Here is a 13,069-nt window from a genome sequence, read left to right on the forward strand (position 1 = left end):
TCACACCTCCTTCGGGTTTGCCAGATAGCCAGTGGTATCCCCGGTCGGGCGGCTGTTGGCATTGGGTTTGATCACAATATTCGGTTTGGTAAAGTGAGCTCGCGGCAACGGCGCAACGGCCGCCAGATCGCCATGTTTTTTACGCAGCTCGTCGATAGGGCCGAAATCCAGCGCCCGCAGCGGGCAAGATTCAACACAGATCGGCTTTTTCCCCTCCGCAACACGGTCATAACAACCATCGCATTTGGTCATATGGCCTTTCGTTTCGTTATATTGCGGTGCGCCGTACGGGCAAGCCATATGGCAGTAACGGCAGCCAATGCACACATCTTCATCGACCACAACAAAACCATCTTCACGTTTATGCATCGCACCGCTCGGGCAGACTTTAGTACAAGCCGGATCTTCGCAGTGGTTACATGAAATCGACAGATAGTAGGCAAACACGTTCTGGTGCCAGACACCGTTATCTTCCTGCCAGTCGCCGCCAGCATATTCATAAATGCGGCGGAAACTGACTTCTGGCGTCAAATCTTTGTAGTCTTTACAAGCCAGCTCGCAGGTTTTGCAACCGGTGCAACGGCTGGAATCAATAAAAAATCCATACTGGGTTGTCATCGGTTACTCCTTACACCTTTTCAACCTGAACCAGGTTTGTATGTGACGGATTCCCCTTAGCGAGAGGAGACGGACGTTGAGTGGTCAGTACGTTGATACAACCGCCCTTATCGACACGTTTTGTATCCGGGTCATACCAGGCACCTTCACCCAGTGCGACCACACCCGGCATCATTCGTGGCGTCACTTTCGCCTCAATATGAACCTCACCACGATCGTTAAAGATCCTGACTTTATCGCCGTTGTTGATACCGCGTTTTTGCGCATCAAGCGGGTTGATCCACATTTCCTGACGGCAAGCTGCTTTCAGCACATCAACGTTGCCGTAAGTTGAGTGAACGCGAGATTTATAGTGGAAACCCGTAAGCTGCAGCGGATACTGTTTGTTCAGCGGATCCTGATAACTTTCAAAGCCCGGCGTGTAGATCGGCAGTGGATCGATCACATCACCTTCTGGCAATTCCCAGGTAGCGGCAATGTCAGCCAGCGCCTGCGAATAAATCTCAATTTTCCCCGATGGCGTGGTCAGTGGATTTGCCTGCGGATCTTCACGGAAAGCTTTATAAGCAACGTGATGCCCTTGTGGGTCGCGCTTTTTAAAGATCCCCTGCTTACGGAACTCTTCAAACGTTGGCAGTTCAGGAATCGCTTCCCGCGACTGGGCATACAGATGCCGCATCCACTCTTCCTGGGTACGGCCCTCAGTAAACTGTTGCTCAACGCCAAGACGTTTTGCCAGTTCGCTGGTCATTTCATAGATGGTCTTACATTCAAAGCGCGGTTTAATCACCTGATCGTTGAAAATCACGTAAGACATATTCCCGCAGGATGCATCCAGTGCAAAGTCCATCTGTTCTGAAGCGGTGCAGTCAGGCAGCAGGATGTCAGCATATTTCGCCGATGAGGTCATGTGGCAGTCGATAACCACAATCAGCTCGCACTTCTTATCATCCTGAAGGATTTCATGGGTACGGTTGATTTCAGAATGCTGATTAATCAGGCAGTTACCGGCATAGTTCCAGATCATTTTGATCGGCACATCCAGCTTATCTTTCCCGCGCACACCATCACGCAGCGCTGTCATTTCCGGGCCACGTTCAATGGCATCGGTCCACATAAACATCGAAATGCTGGTCTGGATCGGGTTTTCGAGGGTCGGCATACGGACAAACGGTAAGCTGTATGAACCTTCACGCGCGCCGCTGTTGCCTCCGTTAATACCAACGTTACCGGTCAGAATCGCCAGCATCGAGATAGCACGGGTTGCGATTTCACCGTTAGCGTGACGCTGCGGGCCCCATCCCTGGCTGATAAACGCCGGTTTGGTACTACCGATTTCACGAGCCAGTTTGATGATTTTGTCTGCCGGAACACCAGTGATTTGCGAGGCCCATTCCGGCGTTTTAGCCACGCCATCTGGCCCTTCACCCAGAATATAAGCTTTATAGTGACCATTTTTCGGCGCACTGGCTGGCAGTGTTTTCTCGTCGTAGCCAACGCAATATTTATCGAGGAATGCCTGATCCACCAGGTTTTCGGTGATCATGACATACGCCAGACCGTTAACCAGTGCGGCATCTGTTCCCGGACGAATAGGGATCCACTCATCTTCGCGCCCGGCACCGGTGTCGGTATAGCGCGGATCGATGATGATCATGCGAGCATTAGATTTCTGGCGCGCCTGTTCAAGATAGTAAGTCACCCCACCGCCACTCATTCGCGTTTCGCCAGGGTTATTACCAAACAGCACTACCAGTTTACTGTTTTCGATATCCGACGGGCTGTTACCATCTGCCCAGCCGCCGTAGGTATAGTTCAAACCTTCCGCAATTTGCGCGGAAGAGTAGTCACCGTAATGGTTCAGATAACCGCCGCAGCAGTTCATCAGGCGAGCGACCAGGGTATTTCCCGGCGGCCAGGAGCGGGTCATGGTGCCGCCCAGCGTTCCGGTACCATAGTTCAGATAGATAGACTCGTTGCCGTACTCTTTGATCAGGCGCTGCATATTGGTCGCGATGATGTCGTAGGCTTCTTCCCAGCTAATGCGCTCGAATTTGCCTTCACCGCGCGCCCCGACTCGTTTCATCGGATATTTCAGGCGGTCCGGATTGTAGACACGGCGACGCATGGAACGACCACGCAGACAGGCGCGCACCTGGTGCAGGCCGTCATAGTTGTCATCGCCGGTATTATCCGTTTCAACATATTTAATTTCACCGTCCACAACGTGCATACGTAGCGGGCAGCGACTACCACAGTTAACTGTACAGGCGCTCCAGATAACCTTTTCGTCTGATTTTGCCGGAAGGGCACTATCAACAGCGTGCGCAATCCGACTAAAAGGTAATGTTAACGCGCTGCTTGCCATTGCCAGGCCGCCGATCGCTGTCGTTTTTACCAAACCACGGCGACTCACCTCAGCAGCCAATACCGCATCAGGGATTTTCGTTTTCATAATGGCTCACTCAAGCTTGCTCACGATTGATTCCAGTAACAAACCGTATTGTGTAATTATTTCTATAGCAGTTCGCTATATAGGCTTGTATACATCGAATAATTTGAAAATCAAAGAGATAGGTAGATTTTCACTCGAAAGTAGTATTACGTGTAAGTGAGGAGTAATTATTGTTCGGTATCAAAGGGAGACAAAAAAAGCGCCCGCAGGCGCTTTTTAGATTCAGAAAAATTGGGTATTAGCCAATATATTCCAGTCCGTTCATATACGGACGCAGAACTTCTGGTACTTCAATACGACCATCAGCCTGCTGATAGTTTTCCATTACTGCAACCAGCGTACGACCAACAGCCAGACCAGAACCGTTCAGGGTATGAACCAGACGGGTTTTCTTGTCCGACTTGCTGCGGCAACGTGCCTGCATACGACGTGCCTGGAAATCCCAAACGTTGGAGCAGGAAGAGATCTCACGGTAGGTGTTCTGTGCCGGGATCCATACTTCCAGGTCGTAAGTTTTGCAAGCGCCAAAGCCCATGTCGCCAGTGCAAAGGATGATTTTACGGTACGGCAGGCCCAGCAACTGCAGGACTTTTTCTGCATGACCAGTCATCTCTTCCAGCGCCGCCATTGAGTCTTCCGGGCGCACGATCTGCACCATTTCAACTTTGTCGAACTGGTGCATACGGATCAGACCACGGGTGTCACGACCATATGAGCCGGCTTCAGAACGGAAGCATGGGGTGTGGGCGGTCATCTTAATTGGCAGATCATCTTCATCGATGATTTCACCGCGCACCAGGTTGGTCAGCGGAACTTCTGCCGTTGGGATCAGCGCATAGTTACTGGTGTCTGCTTCTTCTTCCAGCGGACGAGTATGGAACAGATCGCCAGCAAATTTCGGCAGCTGACCCGTACCGTACAGCGTGTCCTGGTTAACCAGGTACGGAACATAGTTCTCACTGTAGCCATGCTGTTCGGTATGCAGATCCAGCATAAACTGCGACAGTGCGCGGTGCATGCGAGCAATCTGCCCTTTCATTACCACAAAGCGGGAACCGGTCAACTTAACTGCGGCTGCAAAGTCGAGGCCAGAGTGCATTTCACCCAGCGTCACATGGTCACGAACTTCAAAGTCAAACTCACGCGGGGTACCCCAGCGGCTGACTTCAACGTTGTCATTTTCGTCTTTACCTACCGGCACTTCATCTGCAGGCAGGTTAGGGATGGTCAGCGCGATATCGCGAATTTCAGCCTGTAAAGCATCCAGCTCGGCTTTTGCTGCATCCAGCTCTTCGCCCAGTTTGTTCACTTCCAGACGTAAAGGCTCGATATCTTCCCCGCGCGCTTTCGCCTGGCCAATGGATTTCGATCGGGAGTTACGCTCCGCTTGCAGGTTTTCCGTTTTGACCTGCAATACTTTACGACGCTCTTCAAGAGCGCCCAGCTTATCTACATCCAGCTTAAAGCCCCGGCGTGCCAGTTTTTCAGCGACTGCGTCTGGCTCATTACGCAGCAGATTGGGATCGAGCATGCTTATCCTGTGCTTATCGAATTAAATGGGAGATGTGGCCACAGCCTGCGACCACAGGGATACAGTAACAACATTACCGCAACGATAACATTAACGGTAGCGTTTTATGGGGCTATTTTGATCCTGTTCAGCCAGCCAGGCGAGCTTTTCGCCAATCTTGCCTTCAAGGCCCCTGTTTGTCGGGAAATAATAGCGTGTTTGTGCTATTTCCGGCGGGAAATAAACCTCACCGGCAGCATAAGCGTTTGCTTCATCATGAGCGTAACGATATTCCTGCCCGTAGCCCATTTCCTTCATTAATTTCGTCGGCGCATTACGCAAATGAACCGGCACGTCATAATCCGGACGTTCGCGTGCATCCGCCAGCGCGGCTTTAAACGCAGTGTAGACAGCGTTGCTTTTTGGCGCGCAAGCCAGGTAAACAATCGCCTGAGCAATGGCGCGTTCACCTTCCGCCGGGCCAACGCGAGTAAAGCAATCCCAGGCCGCAATTGCCACCTGCATCGCCCGTGGATCGGCATTACCGACGTCTTCAGACGCAATCGCCAGACAGCGACGCGCGACATATAACGGATCGCCACCAGCGGTAATAATTCGCGCATACCAGTACAGCGCCGCATCGGGTGCGCTACCACGTACCGACTTATGCAGTGCGGAAATCAGATCGTAAAAGCGATCTCCTTTGTTATCAAAGCGGGCGCTACGTTCACCGGCGATTTCGGTCAGTAATTCAGGCTTCAGGACCCGCTTACCGCTATCATCGACTTCGGCCATATCCGCCATCATTTCCAGCGTATTTAACGCCCGGCGCGCGTCGCCATTCACCAGTTCAGCAATGGCACGTCGTGTTTCATCTGGCAGAACAATATCCTGACCACCATAGCCACGGGTTTTGTCTTCCATCGCCTGAGTAAGCACCTGCTCAATATCCTCTGTACTCAGGGATTTCAGCAGATAGACACGGGCACGGGAAAGCAGTGCCGAGTTAAGTTCAAACGACGGGTTTTCAGTGGTTGCGCCAATAAAAGTGATGGTGCCGTCTTCAATATGTGGCAGAAATGCATCCTGCTGGCTTTTGTTGAAACGGTGAACTTCGTCAACAAAAAGAATAGTGCGGCGACCTGCATTGCGGTTTTGCCGAGCGCGCTCAATCGCCTCGCGAATCTCTTTCACGCCAGAGGTGACAGCAGAAATACGTTCCACATCAGCGTTCGCATAGCGGGCAATCACTTCAGCGAGGGTTGTTTTGCCGGTACCCGGTGGCCCCCAGAGGATCATAGAATGCAAATGCCCGGCTTCGATAGCGCGCGGCAACGGCTTCCCCGCAGCCAGCAAATGTTGCTGGCCGATATACTGTGCTAAATTTTCTGGCCGCATACGCGCGGCCAGAGGTTGAAAAGTATTATCCGAAAAATCGAGCGACAGATTGCTCACTCAGGTGCCTCTACTTACGTTGATCATCTACCGTGACGCCTTGCGGCGGGGTGAAGGTAAATTTCGCTGCATCCACAGCCCCATTTTGCTGGGATTTCAGCTGATAACTGCTGCGCTGATCGTCCTGCTCCACCGCGCTAAACTGATGGATTGTGCCATCACGTCCCACGTTAATGGTGAACTGCTTCAGATTGCCATTGCTGGCTTTCGGCGTCAGGACAAAGTCATCGCCATTCTGTTTGATATTGTACTGCTGCCAGTCGCTGGACTGGTTGCGGGCAATCAGCATAAACGGCGTATTACCGGTGGCATCTTTCAGCCAGGTTGCCGTAGCTTGCTCAACGAACGGGTTATAGAACCACAGTGTTTTACCGTCAGAAACCAGAATGCTTTCATCAGGTTGAGTCATATGCCAGTTGAATAAATTTGGACGTTTCACCCACAGATCGCCCTGGCCTTCCTGCACCGCCGCGCCGCTACCGTCAGTCACTTTTTGTGTGAAGCTGGCGTGGAAGCTGCTGACTTTATCCAGGCGGCTTTTAAGATCGCTTGCGGCATCAGCCCAAACGCTGCTTGCTACTAAGCTTGAGAGTAATGCACAGGTGATGGCAATTTTTTTCATCATTATTCCTCAAATTACGTCACTCCCGATCGGGAGTTCCCTCTACTCTCTATTCCAGGCTAATAATCAGCTTGAGGAAAGAAGAAAATACTGAATTTTCAGTTGTTAGAGTGCCGGATGCGACGCTACCGCGCCTTATCCGGACTACGATGCATTAATTAGTCAAACGGCGGTGGGGCCAGCACTTCACGATTACCGTTGTGCCCCTGTTCGCTGACAATCCCTTGCGCTTCCATCTGTTCGATAATACGCGCTGCACGGTTATAACCAATGCGGAACTGACGCTGTACGCCTGAAATTGACGCTTTGCGTTTTTCAGTGACAAACTGCACCGCCTGATCGAACAACGGATCCAGTTCTTCAGCGCCATCGAAACCACCCGCACCACCTTCGCTTTCGCTGTCGGAGGTGATGCCGTCAACATACTGTGGGCGACCACGCGCTTTCCAGTCCTGCACCACGGCATGAACTTCCTGATCGCGAACAAAAGCACCATGGACACGTACCGGCAACGTGGAGTTCGGCCCAGAGTAGAGCATATCCCCCATACCCAGCAGTGATTCCGCGCCAGCCTGATCAAGAATGGTACGTGAGTCAATCTTACTGGATACGGTAAAGGCGATACGGGTCGGAATATTCGCTTTAATCAGACCAGTAATAACATCAACCGATGGACGCTGCGTTGCCAGTACGAGGTGGATACCCGCGGCACGGGCTTTTTGCGCCAGACGAGCTATCAGCTCTTCCACTTTTTTACCTACCGTCATCATCAGGTCGGCAAATTCGTCCACCAACACCACTATGTACGGTTCTTTTTTCAGCACCGGATGCTGCGCATCCATACTATCACCCGGCTTCCAGTACGGGTCTGGAATCGGACGCATCATGCGATCGGCTTCAGCAATTTTTTCGTTATAACCCGCCAGATTACGCACACCCAGCGCAGACATCAGTTTATAACGACGCTCCATCTCGTTAACACACCAGCGCAGCGCGTTGGCGGCATCTTTCATATCAGTAACGACTTCCGTTAACAGATGCGGAATGCCTTCATAAACCGAAAGCTCCAGCATTTTCGGGTCGATCATGATGAAACGCACATCTTCTGGCTGTGCTTTATAAAGCATGCTCAGGATCATCGCGTTCACACCGACAGACTTACCGGAACCGGTAGTCCCCGCAACCAACAAGTGCGGCATTTTCGCCAGATCGGCAACCACCGGCTCACCGGCGATATCTTTACCCAGCACCACGGTTAATGGCGACGGATTATCGCGGAATTTGGCGTTATCCAAAACTTCGCGCAGATAAACGGTTTGTCGTTTTTTATTCGGTAACTCCAGACCTACATAGGGTTTGCCAGGAATAACTTCAACGACACGCACCGCCACCGTCGAAAGTGAACGGGCAAGGTCCCGTGACAAGTTAGAAATGCGCGCCGCTTTTACGCCCGGTGCCAGGTTAAGTTCAAAGCGAGTGATAACTGGCCCCGGAGAGTAATTGACAACATCGGCTTTAATACGGAAATCAGCCAGACGCGCTTCTACCAGGCGCGCCATTTGTTCAAGCGCAAAGGTATCTACCGGCTCCACTTCGCTCGGCGGCGGTGTCAGCAAATCCAGAGAAGGCAGTGGCGTCGTCGGTTTATGCAACGGACGGCTGTCGCCATTACGCATCAACAGCGGATGAAGCAGGGTATCCTGCGGCTGTGGCGCAACTGGCTGTTGCGGCTGCTGATACTGCGGCTGCTGTGTAACCGGCTGTTGTGGCTGCTGATACTGCGGCTGCTGTGCAACCGGCTGTTGTGGCTGCTGATATTGCTGCTGCGGTGCAACCGGTTGTTGCGGCTGTTGATATTGCGGCTGCGGTGCAACCGGTTGTTGCGGCTGCTGATATTGCTGCTGCGGTGCTACCGGTTGTTGCGGCTGCTGATATTGCTGCTGCGGTGCTACCGGTTGTTGCGGCTGCTGTACAGGTTCAACAATTGGCGTAAACAGCGGTTCGTGTGGACCATCATCCAGCAAAGCTTTCATTGGCGAAAATTCAAAATCATCCAGCGTGAACGGATTCGCCCCAGCAGGTTGTTCGCCGGAATAACGTTGTTGTTGAGTTTGAGCAAACTGACGAGCCAGTTCAGCCTCTGCCGCAGCATCTGCATCTTCTGCGTTCACGGGCACATCATGTTGATACTGTTCGCCGTAGCGTTGCTGCTGTGTCTGGGCGAATTGACGCGCCAGTTCATCCTGCTGCATCGCATCAATTTCATCATCGTTATACTGATCGCCAGAATCATACTGATTGCGCTGGGCTTCACGGGCTTTTTCTTCTGCCGCACGCTGTGAGGGCAGCTTAATACCGTAAGACGCCAGTTCACGACGAGTTGGCACGCGGATGCGTTTCGGTCGTGGCAACTGGGGGCCAATCCCCTCTTTGACCTGCGGACGCGGTCCAGCGCTATTTGCCAGACTGAAGACTGGCGCGGCAACGGTTGCGGCAGCCCCCGTCGCCAGTGTCGCTTTTTTCACGCCAGATGCCAGCGGAGAAACGGCGGCAGCGGCTTCCACTGGAGGTACTGCTGCAACAGAAGGTGCTTTTAGCGAAGATTTGATCGGTTCTGGTTCTTTAACCGGTTCTGGAATCGGTTGATACCAGGCCGCAAGTTGTTCACGTTCACGGGCTCGCTTCTCTTCCACTTCTTCAAAGTAGTAAAGCGGCGGACGCGCGGGTTTTGTCTCTTCTACAACGGGTTCAGGCTCCACAACAGGCTGCTGTTCAACAGGTTGCGGCTGTTGGTACAACGGTTCCTGAGCGGCTGGCTGCTGATAAGTTTGCTCAGTCTGGTATGTAGACTGTGGAGCAAAAGTGGATTGCTGCTCTTCGGCTTGCCAGGCGTTACCTGCCACCGGTTGTTCTGGCGCAGGGGAGTAATACGGTTGCTGAACAGGTTGTTCCGCCGCAGGAGCGTAGTAAGGTTGTTGCGCAGGTTGTTCAGCTGCAGGTGCATAATACGGCTGCTGTGGCTGTACTGGTTGTTGCAGCGGCTCATTATATTGCACTGCAGGCTGCGCATATTGTGGCTGCTGTGGGTAACCTTCCGGTGCAGGAGCAATAACCGGTTCTCCCGTTTGCGGCCCCGGTACAGGCTGCCAGGCTACTGTAGGTTGCGCAGGTGGAACATCAACAGAGGCAACAGGTGGCGTCTGAGTCACAGGTTCAACCGGTGCAGCCCAGCTTTGCGTCGCCGTGGTAGCAGCAGCTGCTACAGCAACAGGTTCGGTAATTGGCGCACCGTTTAATAATGGATCGTACTCGTCATATTCTGGCTGCGTTGCACGATTGCCCGAAAAGAGGACGTCGTCAGGGTCGGCAGCCACACCGCGTGCAGTGTAGGTAATCTCTTCGTCATCATCCATCCGCTTACCGGAGAACAACGCAGCGTCTGTTTGCCGCCCCATCGGATTAATGAATTTTTCCGCCAACCGTTTACGACGCGCTAGCGCGCCGCGAAGAATACGGGCACGGCGTGATTCATGCTGTTTGCCGTGATTTTCATCTTCATACTCTTCGTCGTCTTCATACTCATCTTCATCGACCCACGTATCATCGCGACGGGTACGATTACTGGCGAAGGTAAGAATATTTAAAATCCAGCCGCCGAGTTTTTCAGCAATGGTCACCCATGACCAACCGGTGAACAGCGTCAGGCCCGCTGCCCAAACGCAGAGCAGCGCAATAGTTCCCCCGCTACTGTGTAGCAGTGGTTGTAGCGTAGTGCTTAGTAAGCTGCCAATGACGCCACCGGAGGCAAAATACCAGATATCGTCAGCGTTGATTGCCGCCAGACCACAGGAGGTAAGGATGAGCGCCAAAACGCCAATGATGCGTAGCGAAACGGCAAAATAATCAATGTATTCGTCGCTGGACTGATGACGCCAGGCAAACCAACAACCGCCAACAATAATGACGGGAATGGTGTAAGCCATCACGCCAAAAATAAAGAACAGCGTATCTGCCAACCACGCACCGGGCATCCCACCTAAATTATGGATAGGTTCATGCCAGGCCGTTTGCGACCAGCTGGGGTCCGAAGGGTTAAAACTTAGTAAGGCAGCCATCAACCAGACGGCAAACAGGACAATAAGGATCAGCAACGCCTCCAGAAGGCGGCGGCCGCTACTTAACTTTGTCAATGTGACTTCTTTGTCTTCAGTGTATTCCTGGCTCAAGAAAGGCTCTCCAGGTTACAGGCTTTTCCTGCCCGATGCTAAAACGGACAACAGTACCAGGTTACCCCAGTACTGTTGCTGTATGGATTAACAGGAGTGTAATCAAAATACGCCGATTTTGCACCTGTTCCGTGTTAGCGCGTCTTAATAACCAGACGATTACTCTGCTTGACTTCTTCCATAACAACGTATGTCCGTGTGTCATTGACGCCAGGCAGACGCAGCAGGGTTTCCCCCAGTAACTTACGGTAAGCTGACATATCCGGCACGCGTGTTTTCAACAGGTAGTCGAAATCACCGGATACTAAATGACACTCCTGAATTTCTTCAAGTTTTTGTACAGCGGTATTGAATTGTTCAAACACATCCGGTGCGCCACGATTCAGAGTAATCTCAACGAATACCAGAAGTGATGCATCCAGATAATGGGGGTTCAGCAGCGCCGTATAGCCCTGAATAAACCCTTGTCTTTCCAGCCGACGCACACGCTCAAGGCACGGCGTTGGGGAAAGTCCCACACGTTTAGAAAGCTCGACGTTAGAAATACGCCCATCCTTTTGCAACTCATTAAGAATGTTACGATCGATACGGTCGAGATCTTTGCCAGGGCGCTTCTTGCTATCTACCATTATTATTGTCTCTCTGTATTCCTTCCCTACTCCTGTCTGACCCTGAAACATCACTGTTCAGAGTCGCTACCCGTCACGATAGACCGAAATCATGAAGATTCACGGCGCGCAATGCCTGGGTCTACGGTGAGAAGACCGTTGCCTTGTGGCAGCTATCGACATCACGAATGGCGTCTGTCCACGCCATACGTAGATTTCACTAGCACGGTAAACATGGTATTTACATGCATGGTTATGCGCATATAAGAATACTGTTTTTTTTCTTCCTCGAATGTTTTCGCAAAACACCAGGGGATTGTCAAAGCAAAACATCGATTTTTAGTACAACATGCCAGATATTCATTAACAGGGGCGTTTATTCATCATTTAATCGGCTTATAAAGCGGGAAATTTAAGTAGCAGAGGTGATAATGACGGGAGAATTTGACCGGCTTATCGATGCTGCCGATTGCACAAATTGTTAACAAAATCGTCATACTCTTTTTTTACGTCTGTAAATTCCCTACAATCCTGCCCATTGTCTGCCAACAACTATGGGGATCTCATGGGCACGACCAAACACAGTAAACTGCTTATCCTGGGTTCAGGCCCGGCGGGATACACCGCTGCTGTCTATGCGGCGCGCGCCAACCTGCAACCTGTGCTGATTACCGGCATGGAAAAAGGCGGCCAACTGACCACCACCACGGAAGTGGAAAACTGGCCTGGCGATCCAAACGATCTGACCGGTCCGTTATTAATGGAGCGCATGCACGAACATGCCACCAAATTTGAAACTGAAATCATCTTTGATCACATCAACAAAGTTGATTTGCAGAATCGTCCGTTCCGTCTGACTGGCGATAGCGGCGAATACACTTGCGACGCGCTGATTATTGCCACCGGAGCTTCTGCACGCTATCTCGGCCTGCCATCTGAAGAAGCCTTTAAAGGCCGTGGGGTTTCTGCTTGTGCAACCTGCGACGGTTTCTTCTATCGCAACCAGAAAGTTGCGGTCATCGGCGGCGGCAATACCGCGGTTGAAGAGGCGCTGTATCTGTCTAACATCGCTTCGGAAGTGCATCTGATTCACCGCCGTAACGGTTTCCGCGCGGAAAAAATCCTTATTAAGCGTCTGATGGATAAAGTGGAGAACGGCAACATCATTCTACACACCAACCGTACGCTGGAAGAGGTGACCGGCGATCAGATGGGCGTCACTGGCGTTCGTCTGCGCGATACGCAAAACAGCGATAACATCGAGTCACTCGACGTTGCCGGTCTGTTTGTTGCTATCGGTCACAGCCCGAATACTGCGATTTTCGAAGGGCAGCTGGAACTGGAAAACGGCTACATCAAAGTACAGTCGGGTATTCATGGTAATGCCACCCAGACCAGCATCCCTGGCGTCTTTGCCGCAGGCGACGTGATGGATCACATTTATCGCCAGGCTATTACATCTGCTGGTACAGGCTGCATGGCAGCACTTGATGCGGAACGCTACCTCGATGGTTTAGCTGACGCAAAATAATTTTACAAATCAGTAACAAAAGTAAAGAAGGCGACACCATGCGA

8 protein-coding genes are annotated in these 13,069 nt (G+C 51.8%); 1 reads left to right on the plus strand and 7 read right to left on the minus strand.

The features are described from left to right. From dmsB to lrp, 7 genes are all read right to left on the minus strand, one after another. Positions 1-618 carry a dimethylsulfoxide reductase iron-sulfur subunit DmsB gene (gene dmsB / locus ACJHWT_RS12785; RefSeq protein ID WP_000213098.1) on the minus strand — a complete coding sequence of 206 codons (618 nt, stop codon included), beginning with the start codon at positions 616-618 and terminating at the stop codon, positions 1-3. Between the two features lie 10 nt (positions 619-628). Further along, positions 629-3,073: a dimethylsulfoxide reductase subunit A gene (gene dmsA, locus ACJHWT_RS12790; RefSeq protein ID WP_000850334.1), complete on the minus strand. Its 2,445-nt coding sequence runs from the start codon at positions 3,071-3,073 to the stop codon at positions 629-631. 238 nt (positions 3,074-3,311) lie between these two features. Continuing rightward, complete coding sequence (gene serS / locus ACJHWT_RS12795) at positions 3,312-4,604, minus strand: serine--tRNA ligase (RefSeq protein ID WP_000886683.1); 1,293 nt, start codon at positions 4,602-4,604, stop codon at positions 3,312-3,314. 90 nt (positions 4,605-4,694) lie between these two features. After that, positions 4,695-6,038 (minus strand): replication-associated recombination protein RarA, encoded by a 1,344-nt coding sequence (gene rarA, locus ACJHWT_RS12800; protein ID WP_000067755.1) that lies wholly within the window; start codon positions 6,036-6,038, stop codon positions 4,695-4,697. Positions 6,039-6,048: 10 nt separating this feature from the next. Further along, entirely contained in the window at positions 6,049-6,660 is a 612-nt protein-coding gene (gene lolA, locus ACJHWT_RS12805; RefSeq protein WP_001295343.1) for an outer membrane lipoprotein chaperone LolA, read from the minus strand. Between the two features lie 158 nt (positions 6,661-6,818). After that, on the minus strand, positions 6,819-10,886 hold the full coding sequence (ftsK, locus tag ACJHWT_RS12810; protein WP_000077032.1) for a DNA translocase FtsK: 4,068 nt from the start codon (positions 10,884-10,886) through the stop codon (positions 6,819-6,821). A gap of 134 nt (positions 10,887-11,020) precedes the next feature. Continuing rightward, a complete protein-coding gene (gene lrp / locus ACJHWT_RS12815) occupies positions 11,021-11,515 on the minus strand; it encodes a leucine-responsive transcriptional regulator Lrp (RefSeq protein ID WP_000228473.1) in 495 nt (164 codons plus the stop codon). Between the two features lie 544 nt (positions 11,516-12,059). Between lrp and trxB the strand changes: the two genes are divergently transcribed. Beyond that, positions 12,060-13,025, plus strand: coding sequence for a thioredoxin-disulfide reductase (gene trxB / locus ACJHWT_RS12820; RefSeq protein WP_000537434.1), 966 nt, complete (start codon positions 12,060-12,062; stop codon positions 13,023-13,025). Positions 13,026-13,069: the final 44 nt, after the last annotated feature.

The organism is Escherichia sp. WS338, from assembly GCF_046486405.1.
In the GTDB taxonomy this organism is placed as follows: domain Bacteria; phylum Pseudomonadota; class Gammaproteobacteria; order Enterobacterales; family Enterobacteriaceae; genus Escherichia; species Escherichia coli.